Raw genomic sequence first — 19,196 nt, 5'->3', positions numbered from 1 at the left:
TCGTTCCCCCGAGGTCGTCCTGCATGCTCCCCACCCGCCGCTTCCCCGCCCCGAACGCCCTCGCCCTGGCCCTGGCCACCGCCCGGCCACTGCTGGCCCTGGCCGCCGACGCTGCGCCAGCGCCCGCCGCGACGCAGACCCCGGTCGAACTGGACGCGGTCAACGTGCAGGGCCGCCAGCCGCAGAACCGCAGCAGCCTGAGCGGCTATGGCGATGCACCACTGCTGGATACGCCGATGGCGATCGACACCATCGACCGCAGCCAATTGTCCGACCGCCAGGTGCGCGTGCTCAGCGAGGTACTGCGCGCGGACGCCGCGGTGGGCGACAGCTACGCGCCGATCGGCTACTACGAGAACTTCCTGGTGCGCGGCTATTCGCTGGATGCGGCCAACAGCTACCGCATCAACGGCCTGACCATCGCCGGCGAACAGAACGTGGCGCTGGACAACAAGGAGCAGGTGCAGGTGCTCAAGGGTCTGTCCGGGGTGCTGTCGGGCATCACCACCCCGGCCGGGGTGATCGACTACCAGACCAAGCGCCCACAGCACGTGCGCAGCCTGGTGCTGAGCGGCGATGACGACGGCAGCCGCGGCGCGGCGGTGGACCTGGGCGACTGGTTCGGCAGCGAGCGCCAGTTCGGCCTGCGCGTCAACGCCGCGCACGAGACCCTACGCAGCTATGTCGATCACGCCGACGGCCACCGCAACTTCCTGTCGCTGGCCGCGGACTGGAAGATCGATCCGCAATCGACCCTGCAACTGGACGTGGAATACCAGGACCGCCAGCAGCGCTCGGTGCCGGGCTACCAGTTGCTCGGCGGCACGCAGCTGCCGAGCAGTGTGTCGGTGCATCGCCTGCTCGCGTACCAGCCATGGTCCAAGCCGGTCGGCATCGAGGCGCTGAACGCGCAGATGCGCTACGAGTACCGCTTCAGCGACGCCTGGAATGTGCATGTGGCGGCCTCGCACAGCCGCGCCCTGATCGACGATTACTCCAGCTTCGCCTGGGGCTGCTACGGCGCCGCCAGCTGCGCCGGCGACGCGGTGCCCAACCACTTCAGCCGCGAAGGCGACTACGACATCTACGACTACCGCAGCCCTGCCGACAGCCGCCGCAACGACGAACTGCAGGCGATCGCCAGCGGCAGCGCCAGCACCGGCGTGCTGCAGCACCAAGTCCAGGTCGGCGTCGACTATCTGCATCGCACCATCGACCGCCACGGTTCGATCAACGAGATGATCGGCAGCGGCAACATCGACGCCGATCCGCCGCTGCTGGCACAGGCCGATGCCACGCTCGGCCCCAAGCGCCGGCGCCTGGACAGCGAACAGACCGCGCTGCTGGCCAGCGACCGCATCGGCCTCGGCGATGCCTGGCAACTGCTGCTGGGCGCGCGCCAGGTGCGCTACGACGAACGCGCCTGGGACCGCGACGGCATGCTGACCCGGCGCACGCGCCGCTCGGTGCTGCTGCCGCAGGCAGCGCTGCTGTTCAAGCTGCAGCCGTCGCTGTCGCTGTACGCGAGCTTTGCCAAGGGCCTGGCCCCGGGCGGGACCGCGCCGTGGTTCGCCAGCAACGCCGACAGCATCCTCGCCCCCACCAGCGCCTACCAGCGCGAGGCCGGCATGAAGTACGAGCGCGACGGCGTGACCCTGGGCGCGGCGCTGTTCGACATGCGCCAGGCCAACCAGTACGCGCAGCCGCAGGCCGAAGGCAGTTTCCTGTTCGTGCAGCAGGGCCGCCTGCACAACCGCGGCATCGAACTATCGGCCGCCGGCACGCTGGGTGCCGGCCTGCACCTGCAGGCCAGCGTCGCCGGCATCCGCGCGCGGGCAGAGGACACCGGCACGCCGGGCGACGAAGGCCACCAGGCACTGAACGTGCCGCGCTTGCGCGCCAGCGCCCAGGCCAGCTGGGACGTGCCCGGCGTCAGCGGCCTGGCGCTGCTGGGCGGCGCGCAGTACAGCGGCGCCAAGTACGCCGACCGCAGCGGCCAGGTCGCCGTCGGCGGCTACAGCGTCTACACCCTCGGCGCCCGCTATGCCACCCGGCTGGGCGCGGTGCCGACCACGCTGCGACTGAGCGTGGACAACCTCACCGACAAGCGCTACTGGCGCGACGTCGGCGCCTACGAAGGCGACGATTATCTGTTCCTGGGCGCGCCGCGAACCGCGCGGCTGGCGTTGCAGTTCGATTTTTGAGGAGCTGGGAATGGGGAATCGGGATTGGTTGAGGAGCTGGGAATGGGGAATGGGGATTCGGGATTGGTAAAAGCCAAACGCGGAACATGGCGCGTCATCTGTGCAGGAGCGGCTTTAGCTGCGACGCGCTATTGCTGACGAGTTGCGGGTGATTCCCACAGACGAGCGCTGCTTCTTCAACGAACACTGTCTTCTTCGCTCGCAAAAACGCCTGAATCTGTTCTCCGGATCCACCATGACTTCATCCACTCGTGTCCCCTCTCGAACACCAGCCGCGCCGATGACCACTGTGGCGATCAACTGTCCTGCAGCCGCGACGCGCAAGGTGGTGTGCGTTCCGGTGCCGTAATCCGTCGGGACTGAAGTCCCTCCCACAGTGCACTCGGCGGGCTTGCCGCAAGCCACTGTGGGAGCGGCTTCAGCCGCGACGGGTTTTCCCGGTAACGCCTGTCGCGGCTGAAGCCGCTCCTACAGAAAAGCGCGCAATGCACCGCGCTCGCGAACCATCCCCAATCCTGAATCCCCAATCCCGGCCTCCCACCATGTCCCCGCTCGAACTGCTCGCCGTCCTGATCAACGTCCTGGGTGTGTGGCTGACCGCGCGACGGGTGCGTTGGTGCTGGCCGGTCAACGTGGTGGCGGTGCTGCTGTACGCGTGGCTGTTCTATCAGTGGAAGCTGTATTCGGACATGCTGCTGCAAGGGCTGTACGTGGTGCTGCAGGGCTACGGCTGGTGGCGCTGGAGCAACGGGCTGGGCGACGACGGCAAGATCCAGGTCGGGCCGCTGCCGTTGGCAGAAGGCGTGCGTTCGATGCTGGCCGGCGCCGCCGGCGCGGCGCTGCTGGGCTGGTGGATGCACCGGCACACCGATGCCGCGCTACCGTGGCTGGATGCGGCGCTGTCGGCGTTCAGCGTGGTCGCCAGCGTCTGGGCCGCGCGCAAGCGCATCGCCAACTGGGGCCTGTGGATCGTGCTGGACTGCGTCTATGTCGGCGTGTTCGTGTACAAGGGGCTGTACCCCACCGCGGCGCTGTACGCCGGATTCGTGGTATTGGCGGTGTACGGACTGCGGCTATGGCAAGCCGATCTGCGCCGCGCACAATCCGTCGCCTGACGCGCCGCTCTCGCTTTGCTGACCAGCGGTACAGCGCGCGCCATCACTAGATGGGTGCGAACCGCACGCAGCAGCCGCGCCAACATCACGCGAACCTCAGAGGCCACGCATCGTCGACGTGCCTGTCGGCAGCGTAGTCTTGTCAGCCACGCCTCACCACGCCCAGAACGCCGCATGCGCTTTCCCACTGTCACCGCCGCCGGCTTCGCCCAACGCATCGCCGATGCACTGCTGGCGCGCATCGCCGCCGGCGAATGGCACGCCGACCAGCGCCTGCCGGTGGAGCGCGAACTGGCCGCGTTGTTCGGCTGCACCCGCATCACCTTGCGCGAGGCCCTGCAGCAACTGGAATCGGATGGGCACATCTACCGCGAGAACCGTCGCGGCTGGTTCGTCAGCGCGCCGCGGGTGCGCCACGATCCCAACAGCATCGCCGGCTTCATGCAGTACGTGGCCGCACAGGGCGGCGTGCCGCGTACGGAACTGCTCGCCGCGCAGCGCCAGCCGGCGGGCCCGGCGCTCGCCCGGCACCTGCACCTGGACGATCCCGATGCCGAAGTGTTCGTGCTGCGGCGCCGGCGCTGGATCGGGCGGCGTGCCGTGCTGCTGGAGACCAATGCGATCCTCGCCGCATGGGCGCCGCGCCTGCTCGACCACGACCTGGCCGGCTCGCTGAGCGCGGTGCTGACCCAACGCCTGGGCTTGCGACAGGCGCGCAGCCGACTGTCGATGTATCCGGCCACGCTCGATGCCGAGCAGGCCGCACTGCTGCAATCCACCGCCGGCACGCCCTGCTTCCGCCTGCAGCGCGTCAGCTATGCCGCCGACGGCCGCGCGGTGGAGTTCGACATCGAATCCTGGCGCCACGACGTGCTGGAAGTGTCGGTGGAGGTGTACGCGCCGGTGGAATGAGATGGGCTTGTTCGCTATCGCGACACGAGACGCAGACGCAGACGCAGCGGACCATATTCGCTCGCAGCAAGGCCACCGCGGTGACGCCGCTGGGCCTGGTCGCACCGTCGGCAGTGACGGCCTGCCGCGTCAGCCGACGCGTCGGGAAGCAACGCTTCGACAACCTTGGAACAGGCGCATGGCGGCAATTCCCGCCTCACCACCAGAACCATAGTCGATGGCCACCCTTACCGATGGCGTGGTCGCCCTGCCCCCGCGCAATGCCGGCGACGCCTTCCCGCAACGCTGCAAGCCACGCCGAGCCGACCTCAAGTGCAGCCGGCGCTGCGCCCACGGGAAAAGACCAGTGATCGTCGATCGTGGACAGCGTGAGGCGCAGTTTCTCCGGCGCCACCCAAGCGGCAAGACCCCGCCGATTGTTCGGCACGCCAAGTTCGGCCTTGCTGGGCGCAGTGATGAGAATCGTGCGGAAACCGGCGCCGTCGGCAACCAATCCGTCAAGCAACGCCAGCAGCGACTGGCATCCAGCCGGATCTGCGTTGAGATGCCAGCCGGGATAATTGCGCTCGTTCTGGAGATAGCGCCACAGCGAGATGCGGCCGGATTGTGTCCAGCGCTGAGCACGCGGCAGATCGGGTGGCGACAGGCTACGCATCGAACAGCGCACGTTGCGGATCCGGTGGCGGCAGCGTGTCGTACAGGCGCTGCAGTTCCTCGCGGCAGGCGCGCAGCGGATCGTGCATCAGGAAACCGGCCAGGCGCGCGTGCCAGGCCGGCCAGCGCGTGGCCAGCGCGTCCATGTCGCCGTCGGCGGCGCGGCCTTCGCCACTGCAGGCGACATGCGTGGTCTCGCACAGCACGTTGCGCCAGCCGAGCCCGGCCATGCGCAGCGACAGGTCGGTCAGCGCCGCATACCAGGAGCCGTAGCTGCTGGCGTCCAGCCCGCCGGCGCGCTGCCGTGCCACGCCGCGCAGCACCACCGCATGGCAGACAGCCGACGGCAATTCCGGATGCAGCGGCGGCAAGGCCGCGCAGGCCCGTGCCAGGCGCTCGGGATCCTCGGGCAGCGGATTGATCTCGCCCAGCCGCGGCCACGCGCAGGCTTCGCCGGCATTGCTCCACGGCGTGGCGCTGGCGATGGCCGCGTCGCGCGCCAGGCAGGCGCTCAACTGCAGCAACCAGCCCGGGCCGGGCTGCGCATCGGCCGCCAGCACCGCCACGTCGGCGTCGCCGCAGGCACGCAGCATTTCGTCCACATGCGCGACCTCGCCGAGCATGCGCGGCCGCCGCGTGTAGTCGGCCTGCAGGCGCGTGCGCGCCAGCCAGGCCTCGATCACCCGCATGCCGCGCGGGCCGGCCTGCGCATCGTCGGCCAGCCACACGCGGGTGCCGGCCGGCGTGTTCGCTTCGAGCGCGCCCAGGCAGGCGTCCAGCGCGACGTCGTCGACGCCGACCGCCAGCAGCACGATGGGCAGGCTCACCCGCTTACTTCTTGCCGCGTGCCGGCAGCGGCTCCATGGCCTTGAACTTCTGCCCGTACTCGTCGGTGAGATTGCGCGCTTCCTGTGGGTTGCGCACGATCGTCGGGGTCAACAGCACGATCACCTCGTTGCGGGTCTTGTCCTGGGTCTTCTGCCCGAACAGCGCCCCGACCACCGGCAGCTTGCTCAGGTACGGCACACCGCTGCTGCCATCGGTGGTGCTGTCGTTGATCAGTCCGGCCAGCATGATGGTGTCGCCGCTTTGTACCGCGGCCTCGGTCTTGACCCGGCGGGTGTTGATATCCACGTTACAGGCGGAACTGTTGACGACAGTGGTGGAGGAGGTACATGCGGCCGGGCGCGCGCCGGGCGTACTGACCTCCTGCACGATGTCCAGGAACACCATGCCGTCCTTGGTCACCCGCGGGCGCACCTTGAGGATCACACCGGTGTCGATGTACTGCACAGACGAATAGCTGGTATCGGTGCCGATACCCGTGTTGATCGAGGTGGAATTGATCGGAATACGCGTGCCGACGTTGAGCGTCGCCTCGGCATTGTTGCGCACGAATACCGACGGGGTCTGCAGGAGCTTGAGGTTGGTGACCTTGTCCAGTGCTGAGATCACCGCCGCGGCATTGGTGCCGAGGAAGGTCCAGCCCAGGCCCGTACTACCGGTGATCTTGCCAGCGATATCGCCCCAGATCTTTCGGCCCAAGGCACTGGGCAAGCCCGCGCCCGCTCCCAGGCCGGTGGAATTGGCCACGGTGGAATCGGCGGAGGCGTTGACCGAATTCTCGAAGAACCAGTTGACGCCATACTGGAGTTGACCAGTCAAGCTGACCTCGGCCACTTGCGCCTCGATGTGCACCTGCATCGGCATCACGTCGAGCTTCTCGACCACGTCGCGGATCGAACGCCAGGCCTGCGGGGTGGAGCGCACCAACAGGGTGTTGGTTTCCTCCACCGCCGACACGCCGACCTTGTCGCCCTGCACTTCCAGGGTCACGCTGCCGTTGCCGGACGTGCGCGGCGAGAGCTGCAGGCTGCCGCTACCGAGGCCGCCGCTGCTGCTGCCGGAAGAGCTGCTGCTGCCGCCCAGGCTGTCGCTACTGCCGCCCAGGCTCCCACCCAAGCTGCCGCCGCCCAGGCTGCTGCTATCGCTGCCGTTGAAGCCGCCCAGGCCGCCGCCGTTCAACTGGCTCATCTGCGAGCCCGGCATCAGCGAGGCGTTGGAATCGCCGCGGTTGCCGCCGCCGGCGCCGAACACTTCGGCAAGACGATCGGCCAGGTCCTTGGCCTTGATGTACTTGAGTTCGTAGGAGAACAGCTGCGCGCCGCCGCCGGCGCTGTCGATGCGGTCCAGCCACTCCTGGATCTGGTCCAGGTAGCGCGCCTGCGGGGTGATCACCAGCACCGCGTTGGCGTTCTCCAGCGGCATGAAGCGGAACATGCCGGCGCTGGGGGTCTTGCTGTTCTCGCCGAACACTTTCTCCAGGTCGGCCGCGACCTGCTCGGCCTTGCCCGACTGGATCGGGAACACGCCCACCGACATGCCAGACAGCCAGTCGACGTCGAAGATCTGCACCGTGCGCAGGTAGTTCTCCAGTTCGGCGCGGGTGCCGCCCAGGGTGATGACGTTGCGCGAGCCGTCGATGCCGACGATGGCGTTCGGCCGCGCGTACGGCTCCAGCACCTTCTTCATCTCGCTGGCGGAGATGTACTTCAGCGGCACTACGCGCACCTCGAAGCCGCGCGCGTTGGCCGGCGAGGCGGTGCTCGGCGCCACCGTGCCGGCCAGGGCCTGGTCGGCGGGGACGATGTTGTAGCGGCCGCCGCTGTAGACCATGCGTGCGTTGTTCCAGCCCAGCACCATCTCCAGCAGGTTCAGCGCCTGCGCCGGCGACACCGGCTTGGGCGTGGCCAGGGTCACCGTGCCCTGCACGCCCGGCGCGATCACGTAGTTCTGCCCGAGCATGTCGCCGAGGATGGCCTTGACCACCGCCTGCAGCGATTCGCCCTCGAAGTTGAAGGTGGCGCTGCCGCTGCTGGCGTTGCCCAGCGACGGGGCCGGCGCGGCGGCGGCCGCGGAATTGATCATGGTGCCGCTGCCGCGGCGGATCACCGGGGTGGCGCGCTCGGGCAAAGCATTGGGATCGGCCGGGCCGCCCTGGCCGTCGCTCTGGGTGCTGCCGGCCGCGCCGACCTGGGGATTGATCGCGGCGCCGCGGCGGACGTCCGGCGAGGGCGTGGTGGCGCAGCCGGCCACCAGGCCGATGGCGAGGAACAGGGAAAACAGACGCGGCGTCATGCGATCACTCTTCAAGGGTTCTGACCTGAGGGGTTGTTCTGGCGCTGTTGCTGCAATTGCCGGCGCCGCGCTTCGATCCGCTCGCGGATGGCCTGCAGTTGCTCCGACGACGGAGCCGGCGACGACGGCTGGGGGGCGCTCGGGGTCGGCGCCTGGTTCGGCACCGGGTTGGCGGGCTGGTTCGGCGGGCGCGGCGCGGTGGCGTTGGCCTGGCCGCTGGGCGCGGACGCAGGCGGCGGCATCTGCCCCTGCGCAGCGGCACGCCCCGCCTGGCCGAGCACGGTCGGCGGTTGCCCGCCCTTGCCGTCGAACACCTTCAATTCCAGGGTCTGGGTGCCGCCGCTGCCGCTGACCGTGGCCTGGCGCGGCGCCAGCGACAGCAGCCGCCAGCCCTGCACGGCGTCGCCGCCTTCCTGCAGGCGCAGCGACTCGCCCTGCTCGGTGGTCAGCGTCGCCATCTTGAAGCCGTCGGTGAGCAGCACGCCGGTCAGGCGCACGTTGAGCGCGGCGGACTGGCCGCTATCGGCGCTGAGAAAGAACGGATGCGGGCGGCGGTCCTCGGCGAACACCGGGCGCGCGGCGATCTCGCCGTACTGCGAGAAATCGCCCAGGCGATGCGTGGTGGCCGCGGGCAGGCTCGGCAACCGCTGCAGCATCGACGGATCGTCGGGCAGCGGCGCCACGCGCTCGCCGAGCCCGCCCAGGCCCAGCGCCCAGATCAGCAGGCCCCACAGCGCCAGCGTGCCCAGCCACACGGTGCGCAGGCCCATCGCTTCAATTCGCATGGCGGCCCTCCACCTGTTGCGGCAGCCCGTTGGGCGCAGTCGGTGCCGATGGCGCATCCGCGGCATTCGGCGTGCCCGGTGTCGCGGGCAGGTTCGTCGCGCTGGGCGCCGCAGGCGACGACGGCGTGGAAGCCGGCTCGCTCGGCCCGGCGCCGGCGGACCCGCCGGCGTTCATCACCGGCGTGTCGGAGGACGCGGGCGTGGCGGCGGTGGGGGCCGCCCCGGCGGACGGGTCGGCCGCGGCGGACGCCGCCGGCGGCGCCGGCATCGCGTTCGGACGCAGGTAGCCGGCCAGTTCGAAGGCCACGTCCAGGCCGTTGCCGCTCTCGCCCGGCGAGAGCTGGTAGCGCTGCGCCATCACGTTGAGGTTGTCGATGAACAACGCCGGCGTGCCGCTCTCCAGCGCATGCAGCACCGCGGCCAGTTCCGGCGTGCCACAGCGCAGGCGCACCTGCACCGCGACGCGGGTGAAGCGGTCGCTGCGGTTGTCGGCGGCCAGCGGCGAGCGGTTGCTGATTGCGCAACTGCGGTTGCCGGGGCTGGCCGTGGCCACCGCGCTTTCCAGGCGCTGCACCAGGCCGGCCGAGGCCAGCTCGGCCGAGGTCTCGCGCAGGAAGCCCGGGCGCGTGGCCAGCTCGCGCTGCGCCTGCTGCAGCCGTTGCGCCACCTGCGGCGCCTGCTGCAACTGCATGCGCACACGCAGTTCGCGTTGCTGCAGTTCCTGGATCTGCGCATCGACCTCGCGCATCGGCACGGTCCACCACGGGTGCACCAGCACCAGGTAGCCCAGCGCCAGCGCCGCCAGCAGCAGACCCAGCGCCAGCCAGCGGTCGCGCTTATCGACCTGCACCGGCATCGGCGGCCTCCTTGCGCTTGGTCCCGGCCAGCTCGGCGGTGAGGGTGAAGCGGTCGCGGTGGCTGCCCGGGTCGGCCTGCAGCACACCGGTCAGCGACGGCGTGCGCCACAGCGGCGAGCCTTCCAGCCGCCCGACCAGCGACGAGGCTTCGCTGCTGAGGCCGATCAACTGCAACTGATTGCCCTCGATCGAGAACTTCTCAAGATAGGTGCCCTCCGGCAGGCGCTTGCTCAGTTCGTTCCAGACCTCCACCGAGGCCGGGCGCTCGGCGCGCAACTGGTCGAAAAACGCGGCGCCTTCGACCAGATCGACCAGTTGCTGGCGCTGCGCGGCGACCGCGCGCGCGCGCTGCGCGCCGCTGTCCACCTGCGTGCGCAGGTGCTCCAGCGCGTCGCGGCGGTTGTCCAGCAGCTGCCAGCCGGCCGCGCACAGCGCCAGCACCGCGGTGGCGGCGAGGATCGCGTTCCAGCGCCGCATGGGGTCGGCACGGCGGTGGCGCTGTTCCTGCGGCAGCAGGTTCACCCCCAGCGGCGCGCCACTGCTGCCGGCAACATCGATGCCGGCCAGGGTCGGGCGCAGCGCACCGGCGCTGGCCTGCAGATCGTCCAGCACGCGGCGCGGCGCCACCACCAGTTCGGCATCGAGCTGGGCGTCGTCGCGGCGGCCGTCGACGCGCACGTCGTAGATCACCTGGTCGGCCTGGAATGGGGTCTGCCGGTCGATCTCGAACTTCACCACCTCGCGCAGGTGTTCGGCCGCCGCCGCCGGCAGGCGCAGCCGGCGTTGCAGCGCCGCCTCGGCCGGCAACAACCAGACCCGCGGCAGCGCCGCCAGGCGCGGCCCCAGCAGCGCCTCCAGTTCGGCGGGCAGCAGCGGCCACGGCAGCGCCAGCGGCGCGCCCAGTTCGGACTCGACCTGCCGCGCCAGCATCAGCTGCTCGCCCTCGCGCCACAGCAGCAGCCGCGCCTGCGACCAGCCCAGCTGCAGCTGCCAGCGCGGCGGCAGCCACGCCATCAGCGAGCGCTGCCACCAGGCCAGCAGCCCGCCCGCACCGGGGGCGATGCGTACGCCAAGTTTGTCCATCGTGTCGCGCCACGCCGTCATCGCACCGTCGTTCCTTCTTGCCAACGCAACACAGTGTAGGCGGAGCCCGGCAGCGCCGACGAGCCTGGGCGCACCACTGCACGCAACACGCCCTCGCGGCCATTGCCCAGCCGCGCCCGGCTTTCGATGCTGTAGGTGCCGCCACCGCCCATGCCGACCATGCCGAGCTGGGTCTGGTCGGTGCGTTCGCGCTGCGCCAGCACCTGCTGTGCGTCCAGGCCGAGCGCGGTCAGCACCGGCCCCGGCGCGAAGTCCGGCGTCGGCCGCGACACGCCGCCGTACAGGGTCAGGTTGGGCAGCAGCTTGGCGTACAGCTCCGGGTCCATCCCCAGCACCAGTTGCAGCTCGGCCAGGCTCTCGAACGGCGCATCCTTGGCGCCGTAGGGCAGGCCGGCCGCGGCATAGTCCGGATCCTCGGCGCCGTTGGGCTGGGTCAGGTTGTCCGGGTCGCGCCAGTCCACGATCGCCGCGGCGATGCGCTCGGCGCGCTGCGGATCCTCGCCGACCGCGCGCACCAGCGCCGCCAGCAACGGCGCGTCGGCCATGTTCAGATCGACCTTGCCGCTCTCGTCGGTGACCCGCAGGTCGACCGTGGCGCCTTCGTACTGCCAGCGGTAGCGGCGCCCGTCGGCACGCCAGCCCGGCTGGGTGGGCGTGCCGGCGAGCCGGGTCAGCGCGTATTCCAGGCCGGCGCGGGCGCGCTCCTGCGCCTCGGCGCCATCGCCCAGCACCTTGCCCTGCAGGTTCTCGGTGCGCGCGGTCAGCGCGAAGGCGCCGATCAGCGCAGTCAGCAGCGCGATCAGCCACAGCACCAGCACCAGCGCGGCGCCGCGGTCGCGACGCGCCGCGCTCATTGCCGCATCTCCGCGCCGCCGGCCTGGCGCAGCGCCACCACCAGCGGCGGCCACGCCGTGCCGTCGCCACTGCGCAGTTCGATCGAGACCAGCAGCGGCAGCGTGTCGGTGCGCTCCCAGCGCTCCTGCCAGGGGCCGATGGTGCCGCGCTCCGGGTCCAGGCCGCGGTAGCGGAAGCGCACCTCGCGCAGGTCGCGCGCCAGCGGCTCGGGGGGACGCGGCGGGGTCTCGGCCAGTTGCTTGCCGGCCTGCACCTGCACCAGCGCGATCGCCAGTTGCCGATGGTCGCCCTCGCCGCTGACCCGCAGGTCGTGCAGATAGGGGCCGCCGCGGCCGAGGTACTCGGGCAGATCGGCCACGAACTGCATGCGCTGCGGTTCGCCGACGAAGCGCACCGGCTGCAGGGTATGGGTGTCGATGTCCAGCGGCAGCGACTGCGCGCCGCTCAGGCGCCGGCGCAGGAAACCCTCGACCGCGCGCATGCGTTCGCTGCGCCCGGCGATCGCTTCGCCGCGGCCGCTGATCGCCATCGCCGAGCGCAGCGTGGCGAAGGCCAGGGTCAGGCCGCCGACCAGCAGTACCGTGGCCAGCAGCACTTCGATCAGGGTGAAGCCGCGCGCGGTGGCGCGGTGCGGCGCACGCGTGTTCATTGCGGCACCCCGTTGCCTTGCGGGGCGACCAGGCGCAGGGTCTTCCACTGCAGTGCCTGCGCCGGCGCATCGCCCCAGCGCACCTGCAGGGTCAGTTGCAGCAGGGTCGGTGCGCCGGGCGTCACCGCGGCGTCGGGCGGCCGCCGCGGGTCGGCGTAAGGCGCCACGTCCAGGATCCAGCGGTAGCGGCCCTGATCCAGCGTGCCCTGGCTGCGCCCCGCCTGCAGCGGTTGCTCTACGCCCTGCGCGGCCAGCAGCGATTGCGCATATAGGGTGGCGCGGCTCAGTTGGTCGGCGCGCTGCACCTTGCGTGCGGCGCCGGACAGCGAGCCGAGCAGCAGGGTCAGCGCCAGCGCCAGCAGCGCGAACGCCACGATCACCTCGATCAGGGTGTAGCCGCGCTGGCGTTTCATGAACCCGCCTGGTCCGGTGCACGCCCGACCGCGACCTCGCCGGTCAGCCAGGTCACGTCGATGCGCCAGCGCGCCTGGCGCGCCTGCAGCTCGATGCGCCCGCCGGTGGAGGCGCCGTCCTCGAAGAACTGGATCGCGCCCTCGCCGTCGCGGCGCTGCGCCTGGCGCGCGCCGGTGAAACGGATCGTCAGCGACGGCGGGATCTCGCCGTGGCGGCCGTTGGGCGCCTGCCAACGGTGCGCCTGCGGATCGATCAGGAAGCGTTGCGGCTGGCCGCTGGCGATCGCCTGGGTGCGGGTGTAGCGCAGTTGCGAGGCGATCTCCTTGGCCGCCGAGCGCAGGCGCATGCCGTCGATACCGCCGGTCAGCACCGAGGCCGCCAGCAGCGCGGCGATCGCGATCAGGCCCACCACCAGCAGCATCTCCAGCAGCGACACGCCGCGCATGCGCGCACGCGCGGCCGGCGCGCACGTCGGCGCGCCGAAGCGCAGCGCGCCGGCAGGGGCCCGGATCACGGTGCCGGATCACTCGTACTTGATGTCGGCGTCGTAACTGCTGCCGCCGGGCTGGCCGTCCTTGCCCAGGCTGATCAGGTCGAACGGACGGCCTTCGCCAGGCACCTTGTACTCGATCGGGTGGCCCCAGGGGTCGTTCAGCTCGGCGGGCTTGGCGTACGGACCGAGCCAGCCGCTGACGCCGCCCGGCGCGGTGACCAGGTCGTCGAGCTTGGACGGCAGCTTGCCGGTGTCGAGCTGGTAGTTGTCGATCTTGCCGGCCATGGTCTGGATCTGCGACTTGGCCAGATTGGCCTTGCCGCGGTCGGCGCCGCCGAGCACGCGGCTGCCGACCAGGGTCAGCACCGCGCCGATCAGCACGATGACGATGATGATTTCCAGCAGGCTCATGCCCGCCTGGCGTGCGGCGGACGGGGAACGGGTGAGGGAGCGGCGGAGAGTGCGCATTGCATGGATCCTTGCGGTGGAAGACCTATGTAGCCGAACACGGTGACGATGGCAGCCGGTGCCGGACGGCGGTACAGCGGCGCGTCACGCACGCCGTCACACCGGCCGACGGAGGATCCGTGCCGCGCGCACGCACGGCAACGGCCAGCACGCGCGGCGCCGCAGCCAATGGGACAGAGGCGGCGGCGGAAGGTTCCCGCGCGGGAACGCGCGGCGTCACAGTCCGCGAGGGTCGCCGGAGGCCTGGCCGCCGCCGGGCGTTCGGCGCCACAGGCGCCATGGCGCATAAGCGTGGCGCCTCACCCAATCGCATTGGTGAGGTCGTAGAGCGGAACGAGGACAGAGATGATCACCAGGCCGACCACCGAGGCCAGGACCAGGGTGATCGCCGGCACCATCGCCGCCAGCAGGCGGTCGATGGCCTGGGCGGTCTCCTGCTCGAAGGTATCGGCGGTCTTCAGCAGCATGATGTCGAGCGCACCCGATTCCTCGCCGACCTGGATCATCTGCAGCGCCAGGCGCGGGAAGCGCTTGCCCTTGGACAGCGACGCCGACAGGCCGTGGCCGTTCTTGACGTCGTCGGCCGCAGCGGCGACGTCGGCGGTCAGCGCCAGGTTCGACAGCACGTTGCGGGAGATGCCCAGCGCCGCCAGCAGCGGCACGCCGTTGCGCAGCAGAGTGCCAAGCGTGCGGGTCAGGCGCGCGGTCTCCAGCCGCGAAATCAGCACGCCAACGAAGCGCTGGCGCAGCAGCCAGGCATCGAAACTGGCGCGGAACGCCGGGTCGCGGCGCTTGCGGTCCACCGCCAGGAGGGTCACGCCCGGCACCACCAGCAGCACGATCCACCAGTCGCGCACGAACAGGCCCACGCTCAGCACCGCCTGGGTGAACCACGGCAGCGCCACATCCAGGCTCTCGTACATCTGCGCGAACTGCGGCACCACGTAGCCGAGCAGGAACAGCAGCGCGCAACCGACCACGCTGACCAGGATCGCCGGGTAGATCAGCGCGTTGATCACCCGCCCGCGCAGTTCGCGGCTGCGCTCCAGGTACTCGGCCAGGCGCTGCAGCGTGTCGTGCAGGCTGCCGCCGGCCTCGCCGGCGCGCACCATGTTGATGTACAGGCGCGAGAACAGCCCGTGCTGGCGCTCCAGCGCGGTGGACAGCGGCGCGCCGCCGCGCACCGCGTCGCGGATGTCGCCGACGGTGCGCTTGGAGCGTTCGTCCTCGGGCAGTTCGAGCAGGATCGACAGCGCGCGGTCCAGCGGCTGGCCGGCGCCGAGCAGGGTCGCCAGCTGCTGGGTGAACTGCACCAGCGCCGCGCCGTCGAACGGCTTGGGCCGGAACAACCCGCGCAGCGAGGTGCCACCGCCCTCGGCGGCGAGCTTGGCCTGCATCGGCATGTGCCCCTGCTCCTGCAGTCGCAGCGCCACGTCCGCCTCGCTGGCGGCTTCCATCTGCCCTTCCAGGACCTCGCCGTGCGAGTCCAGGGCTTTATAGCGATAGAGCGGCATCAGGTGCGGGACCCGGGACCCGGGACTCGGGACCCGGAAAACAACAATGACGCATTGCGTGCGCACAGACGCAAAGCGGCGAGCGAGCGGGTGGGCGCGACGGACCTGCGCGACAACAGCATCACGTTTCCTCCGTCACGCGCAGCACTTCCTCGATCGTGGTCTGGCCGCTGAGCGCCTTGGCCAGGCCGTCCTCGTACATGGTGCGCATGCCGGCCTCGCGCGCCAGTTGCTCGATCTCGCCCATGCCGGCATGGCGCATCACCGCGCGCCGCAGCACGTCGTTCATCACCAAAAATTCCATGATCGTGGTGCGGCCGACATAGCCGGTCGGCGCGATCGCCGAGGGCCGCGGGCGGTACAGGAAGATCTCGCCTTCCGGCTGCAGCCGGCGCAGTTCGAACTTCTCGATCTCCTCCGGCGAGGCGGCATAGCGCTCGGCATGGGTCGGCTCCAGCCGCCGCACCAGGCGCTGGGCGAGGATGCCGTTGATGGTGGAGGTCAGCAGGTAGTCCTCCACGCCCATGTCGAGCAGGCGGGTGATGCCGCCGGCGGCGTTGTTGGTGTGCAGGGTGGACAGCACCAGGTGGCCGGTCAGCGCGGACTGGATGGCGATGCGCGCCGTTTCCAGATCGCGCATTTCACCGATCATGATGATGTCCGGGTCCTGGCGCACGATGCTGCGCAGCGCGTGCGAGAAATCCAGGCCGATCTGCGGCTTGGCCTGGATCTGGTTGATGCCCTCGATCTGGTACTCGACCGGGTCTTCGACGGTGATGATCTTGACGTCGGCGGTGTTGAGCTGGCTCAGCGCGGTGTACAGCGTGGTGGTCTTGCCCGAGCCGGTGGGGCCGGTGACCAGCAGGATGCCGTGCGGCTGCTCCAGCACCTTGCGGAACTGCGGCAGGAACGCATCGGTGAAGCCGAGCCGGTGGAAGTCGAACACCACGGTCTCGCGGTCGAGCAGGCGCATCACCACGCTCTCGCCGTGAGCGGTAGGCACGGTGCTCACGCGCAGGTCCAGTTCCTTGCCCTGCACCCGCAGCATGATGCGGCCGTCCTGCGGCAGGCGGCGCTCGGCGATGTTGAGCTTGGCCATGATCTTGACGCGGCTGATCACCGCCGCGGTCAGGTTGGCAGGCGGGCTCTCGCCGTCGATCAGCACGCCGTCGACGCGGTAGCGCACCTTCAGCCGGCTCTCGAACGGTTCGATGTGGATGTCCGAGGCGCGCAGTTCCACCGCGCGCTGGATCACCAGATTGACCAGGCGGATCACCGGCGCCTCGGAGGCCAGGTCGCGCAGGTGTTCGATGTCGTCGGCGGCGACGCTGTCGCCGTCGGCGGTTTCCACGATCGCGCCCATCGCGCTGCGGCCCTGGCCGAACCAGCGTTCGATCAGGTCGTCGATCTCCGAGCGCAGGCCGACCCGCGGCAGCACCTGCAGGCCGGTGGCCAGGCGCACCGCGTCGGCGGCATAGGCGTCGTGCGGATCGGCCATCCACAGTTCCAGCACGCCGTCGCGTTCGCCCAGCGGACACACGTGGAACTGCTTGAGGAAGCGCAGCGACAGCGGTTGCGCCTCGGGCAGGCTCTCCGGCGCGGTGGCCGGCAACTGCTTGGCGTCGAGCAGCGGCAGGCCCAGGACCTCGGCGCTGAGCTCGGCATGGTCGCGCTCGGAAACCAGGCCCAGGCGTGCCAGCAGCGCCAGCAGGCTGCCGCCGGACTCGCGCTGCAACTGCCGCGCGCGCGCAAGGTCGCCGTCCTTGAGCCGGCCCTTGGCCAGCAACGCCGCGATGATGCGGCTTTCGGGCGTCTCCACGGCAACGGCAGTGTCCTTCACGAGCGCGTTCACGCTATCCCTCCCAGATGACCGTGCGACTTTAGCAGTTCGGCATGACCCGACGCCGAATCCGGCGCGCGCCCATGCTGCTGTCTACCGGGCGGCCGGGCCGCGGGTGCCGGCTGGCCCGTCGCGGTCATCGGCCTGACATTCGGACAGGACATGCTAGTCAGTTGCGTAGCGCCCCATGGCGACCGTGGAGCGGGCCGCACGGCGCTGCCCCCAGACGCAGGAAACCCGGCCGGAGCCGGGTTTCCTGGAACCGCATGGCGCTTCCCTGCGCCGCGTGCGCTTACTGGCGCGCGACCAGGCTCACGCCGTTGTAGGCGCTCTCGCCGACCAGCTTGATGTAGTAGGTGCCGGCCTGCGGCGCGGTGAAGCGCACCGTCTCGTTGTTGCCCGGACGGGTCGACTTGGCGTCGGCGTTGCCGGTGCCCGGCTCCTTGCCGAAGCTGACATACAGCGACACGTTGCCGCTGCCGCCGTAGGTGAGGAAGCTCAGCACCGCACCGGCCTTGGCCTCGAAGCTGTACAGCGCCTCGTTGCCCGCGGCGCCGGTCAGGCCCGCCACCGCCACCTTGTTGGTCAACGCGGTCGCTGGCGGCGCGCACTGCTCGGTGGCCGGATCGCACGGCTCTTCCAGCGCCTTGGCCAGGGCGGCCTTGGCGTCGAGGATGCCGGTGCCGATCGGGGTGCTGGACGGGATCGACACCGGGAACGGACGCGCGGTCTGCTTGAGCAGGGTCTCCAGCGCTGCCGGGGTCAGCGGTGCCTTGCCCGCGGCGATCAGCGCGCTCTGCACCAGTGCGGCCACCGCGGCCACGTGCGGGGAGGCCATCGAGGTGCCCCCCATGCCGATATAGATGTACTCGCCCGAGGTCGGCGTGGTCTTGCCGCTGTAGCTGGTCTGCCAGATGTAGCCGCCCGGGTTGCCGTCGACGCTGCCGCCGCCGCCCGGACCGGACAGGTCCACCTTGGCGCCGAAGTTGGAGTAGTAGGTGATGCCGCCGGTGATACGGGTGGCGCCGACCGCGACCACGTTGTCGCAGCTGGCCGGGCTGAAGTTGGCGGCGTTGGCGGTGTTGTTGCCGGCCGCCACCACCACGGTGGTGCCACGCGACACCGCACCGTTGATCGCCTCCTGGGTGGCGCTGTCGCAGGCGCCGCCACCGCCGAGGCTCATGTTGATGATCTCGGCCGGGTTCTGGTTGGCCGGCACGCCGGACACGGTGCCGCCCGAGGCCCAGATGATGGCGTCGGCGATGTCGGAGGTGTAGCCGCCGCACTTGCCGAGCACGCGCACCGGCAGCACGGTGGCGTTGGGCGCCACGCCGGCCATGCCGATGCCGTTGTTGGTGGCCTCGGCCACGGTGCCGGCGACGTGGGTGCCGTGCCAGGAACTGTCGTCGGCGAGGGAACCGGCGTAGCACTCGTTGTCGTTCTCGACCCAGTCGCCGTAGTCCAGCGCGCCCGGCACGCGGGCGTCGGTCGGACGCCGCGAGGTCGCCGCGTCGGAGATGAAGTCGTAGCCCTGCAGCAGGTTCACCGCCACGTCCGGATGGTTCGGCAGGATGCCGGTGTCGAGCACCGCCACCACCACGCCGTCGCCCTTGGACACGTCCCACGCGGCAGGCGCGTTGATGCCGCCGGTGGCGTTGCTGTAGTGCCACTGGTACTGCGCGTACAGCGGGTCGTTGGGCACGAACTGCGGCTGCACCTGCGCCTTGGCCCGCAGCACCTCGACCGGGCGCAGCTTGGCGTCGACCTGCGCGTACTTCACCGTCGGGTCGGCGGCGATCTCCGCCACCACCTTGTCCAGGTCGGCCTTGCTCAGCTTGCCGGTCAGGCGGATCAGGTCCGCGCCGATGCCCAGGGTGCGCACGTACTCGGCGCGCACGCTGGCCGCGGCCGCGCGCGAGATGCCGTTGCCGCCGCCGAGGCTGGCGCGGCCCACCGCCGACTGCACCGCCGACAGCTTGGCGCTGCGGTCGCTGGCCGCGGCGGTGCCGGCGTTGTAGCGCACCAGGATGCGGTTGGAGGTCACCGCATCGGCCGGCGCGGACCTGCCCGGTTCCTTGACCGGCAGCGGCGCCGAGGCGCTGGCCGCGATCGCGCTCGAGGCTCCCAGCGACATCGCCAGCATGGCGGCGGCGATGGCATTGATACGAAGGTTTTGCTTGTCGATCACGTTGAC

General features: G+C 70.5%; 16 protein-coding genes and 1 pseudogene. 3 read left to right on the top strand and 14 right to left on the bottom strand.

Features of this window, described 5'->3' with window-relative positions:
* Nucleotides 1–23: 23 nt before the first annotated feature.
* From ACP93_RS19305 to ACP93_RS19295, 3 genes are all read left to right on the top strand, one after another.
* Nucleotides 24–2,204: a TonB-dependent siderophore receptor gene (locus ACP93_RS19305; RefSeq protein WP_048492285.1), complete on the top strand. Its 2,181-nt coding sequence runs from the start codon at nucleotides 24–26 to the stop codon at nucleotides 2,202–2,204.
* 542 nt (nucleotides 2,205–2,746) lie between these two features.
* Nucleotides 2,747–3,319: a nicotinamide riboside transporter PnuC gene (pnuC, locus tag ACP93_RS19300; protein ID WP_048492284.1), complete on the top strand. Its 573-nt coding sequence runs from the start codon at nucleotides 2,747–2,749 to the stop codon at nucleotides 3,317–3,319.
* Nucleotides 3,320–3,493: 174 nt separating this feature from the next.
* On the top strand, nucleotides 3,494–4,231 hold the full coding sequence (locus ACP93_RS19295; protein ID WP_048492283.1) for a UTRA domain-containing protein: 738 nt from the start codon (nucleotides 3,494–3,496) through the stop codon (nucleotides 4,229–4,231).
* Between the two features lie 196 nt (nucleotides 4,232–4,427).
* Here ACP93_RS19295 and ACP93_RS21360 read toward each other — a convergent pair whose 3' ends face one another.
* From ACP93_RS21360 to ACP93_RS19230, 14 genes and pseudogenes are all read right to left on the bottom strand, one after another.
* Nucleotides 4,428–4,886 carry a hypothetical protein gene (locus tag ACP93_RS21360; RefSeq protein WP_082143545.1) on the bottom strand — a complete coding sequence of 153 codons (459 nt, stop codon included), beginning with the start codon at nucleotides 4,884–4,886 and terminating at the stop codon, nucleotides 4,428–4,430.
* Complete coding sequence (locus tag ACP93_RS19290) at nucleotides 4,879–5,712, bottom strand: hypothetical protein (protein WP_048492282.1); 834 nt, start codon at nucleotides 5,710–5,712, stop codon at nucleotides 4,879–4,881. Before ACP93_RS19290 ends, ACP93_RS21360 begins: the two co-directional genes overlap by 8 nt.
* Nucleotides 5,713–5,716: 4 nt before the next feature.
* Complete coding sequence (gene gspD / locus ACP93_RS19285; protein WP_048492281.1) at nucleotides 5,717–8,023, bottom strand: type II secretion system secretin GspD; 2,307 nt, start codon at nucleotides 8,021–8,023, stop codon at nucleotides 5,717–5,719.
* 11 nt (nucleotides 8,024–8,034) lie between these two features.
* Nucleotides 8,035–8,808, bottom strand: coding sequence for a type II secretion system protein XpsN (gene xpsN, locus ACP93_RS19280; RefSeq protein ID WP_048492280.1), 774 nt, complete (start codon nucleotides 8,806–8,808; stop codon nucleotides 8,035–8,037).
* 274 nt (nucleotides 8,809–9,082) lie between these two features.
* Nucleotides 9,083–9,664, bottom strand: a pseudogene (gene gspM / locus ACP93_RS19275) (type II secretion system protein GspM); the annotation flags it as partial.
* Nucleotides 9,645–10,769, bottom strand: coding sequence for a PilN domain-containing protein (locus tag ACP93_RS19270; protein WP_048492279.1), 1,125 nt, complete (start codon nucleotides 10,767–10,769; stop codon nucleotides 9,645–9,647). The gene ACP93_RS19270 and the pseudogene gspM, both read right to left, overlap by 20 nt.
* Nucleotides 10,766–11,623: a type II secretion system minor pseudopilin gene (locus ACP93_RS19265; protein WP_048492278.1), complete on the bottom strand. Its 858-nt coding sequence runs from the start codon at nucleotides 11,621–11,623 to the stop codon at nucleotides 10,766–10,768. Before ACP93_RS19265 ends, ACP93_RS19270 begins: the two co-directional genes overlap by 4 nt.
* The gene (locus ACP93_RS19260) at nucleotides 11,620–12,273 is read right to left on the bottom strand and encodes a type II secretion system protein J (protein WP_048492277.1); all 654 of its coding nucleotides are present in this window, start codon (nucleotides 12,271–12,273) and stop codon (nucleotides 11,620–11,622) included. Before ACP93_RS19260 ends, ACP93_RS19265 begins: the two co-directional genes overlap by 4 nt.
* Nucleotides 12,270–12,686 carry a type II secretion system protein XpsI gene (locus ACP93_RS19255; RefSeq protein WP_048492276.1) on the bottom strand — a complete coding sequence of 139 codons (417 nt, stop codon included), beginning with the start codon at nucleotides 12,684–12,686 and terminating at the stop codon, nucleotides 12,270–12,272. Before ACP93_RS19255 ends, ACP93_RS19260 begins: the two co-directional genes overlap by 4 nt.
* Nucleotides 12,683–13,132 (bottom strand): type II secretion system protein XpsH, encoded by a 450-nt coding sequence (locus ACP93_RS19250; protein WP_228136094.1) that lies wholly within the window; start codon nucleotides 13,130–13,132, stop codon nucleotides 12,683–12,685. The genes ACP93_RS19255 and ACP93_RS19250 overlap by 4 nt, the downstream gene beginning before the upstream one ends.
* Before the next feature lie 78 nt (nucleotides 13,133–13,210).
* Nucleotides 13,211–13,648, bottom strand: coding sequence for a type II secretion system major pseudopilin GspG (gene gspG / locus ACP93_RS19245; protein WP_048492274.1), 438 nt, complete (start codon nucleotides 13,646–13,648; stop codon nucleotides 13,211–13,213).
* 299 nt (nucleotides 13,649–13,947) lie between these two features.
* Nucleotides 13,948–15,162, bottom strand: coding sequence for a type II secretion system protein XpsF (locus ACP93_RS19240; RefSeq protein ID WP_048492273.1), 1,215 nt, complete (start codon nucleotides 15,160–15,162; stop codon nucleotides 13,948–13,950).
* A 121-nt stretch (nucleotides 15,163–15,283) separates the two neighbouring features.
* Nucleotides 15,284–17,014, bottom strand: coding sequence for a type II secretion system ATPase GspE (gene gspE / locus ACP93_RS19235; protein WP_048492272.1), 1,731 nt, complete (start codon nucleotides 17,012–17,014; stop codon nucleotides 15,284–15,286).
* Nucleotides 17,015–17,294: 280 nt separating this feature from the next.
* Nucleotides 17,295–19,190 carry a S8 family peptidase gene (locus ACP93_RS19230; RefSeq protein WP_048492271.1) on the bottom strand — a complete coding sequence of 632 codons (1,896 nt, stop codon included), beginning with the start codon at nucleotides 19,188–19,190 and terminating at the stop codon, nucleotides 17,295–17,297.
* Nucleotides 19,191–19,196: the final 6 nt, after the last annotated feature.

This window comes from Xanthomonas sp. NCPPB 1128 (assembly GCF_001043115.1).
Classification (GTDB): domain Bacteria; phylum Pseudomonadota; class Gammaproteobacteria; order Xanthomonadales; family Xanthomonadaceae; genus Xanthomonas_A.
The sequence above is the reverse complement of the archived record's forward strand: the minus strand, read 5'-3'. Positions and strand labels throughout refer to the sequence as shown.

Excerpts from the sequence above, each read along its gene's own strand:
- ACP93_RS19305 (WP_048492285.1), top strand. The coding sequence starts at position 24 with ATGCTCCCCACCCGCCGCTTCCCCGCCCCGAACGCCCTCGCCCTGGCC.
- pnuC (WP_048492284.1), top strand. The coding sequence starts at position 2,747 with ATGTCCCCGCTCGAACTGCTCGCCGTCCTGATCAACGTCCTGGGTGTG.
- ACP93_RS19295 (WP_048492283.1), top strand. The coding sequence starts at position 3,494 with ATGCGCTTTCCCACTGTCACCGCCGCCGGCTTCGCCCAACGCATCGCC.
- ACP93_RS21360 (WP_082143545.1), bottom strand. The coding sequence starts at position 4,886 with ATGCGTAGCCTGTCGCCACCCGATCTGCCGCGTGCTCAGCGCTGGACA.
- gspD (WP_048492281.1), bottom strand. The coding sequence starts at position 8,023 with ATGACGCCGCGTCTGTTTTCCCTGTTCCTCGCCATCGGCCTGGTGGCC.
- xpsN (WP_048492280.1), bottom strand. The coding sequence starts at position 8,808 with ATGCGAATTGAAGCGATGGGCCTGCGCACCGTGTGGCTGGGCACGCTG.
- ACP93_RS19270 (WP_048492279.1), bottom strand. The coding sequence starts at position 10,769 with ATGACGGCGTGGCGCGACACGATGGACAAACTTGGCGTACGCATCGCC.
- ACP93_RS19265 (WP_048492278.1), bottom strand. The coding sequence starts at position 11,623 with ATGAGCGCGGCGCGTCGCGACCGCGGCGCCGCGCTGGTGCTGGTGCTG.
- ACP93_RS19260 (WP_048492277.1), bottom strand. The coding sequence starts at position 12,273 with ATGAACACGCGTGCGCCGCACCGCGCCACCGCGCGCGGCTTCACCCTG.
- ACP93_RS19255 (WP_048492276.1), bottom strand. The coding sequence starts at position 12,686 with ATGAAACGCCAGCGCGGCTACACCCTGATCGAGGTGATCGTGGCGTTC.
- ACP93_RS19250 (WP_228136094.1), bottom strand. The coding sequence starts at position 13,132 with ATGCGCGGCGTGTCGCTGCTGGAGATGCTGCTGGTGGTGGGCCTGATC.
- gspG (WP_048492274.1), bottom strand. The coding sequence starts at position 13,648 with ATGCGCACTCTCCGCCGCTCCCTCACCCGTTCCCCGTCCGCCGCACGC.
- ACP93_RS19240 (WP_048492273.1), bottom strand. The coding sequence starts at position 15,162 with ATGCCGCTCTATCGCTATAAAGCCCTGGACTCGCACGGCGAGGTCCTG.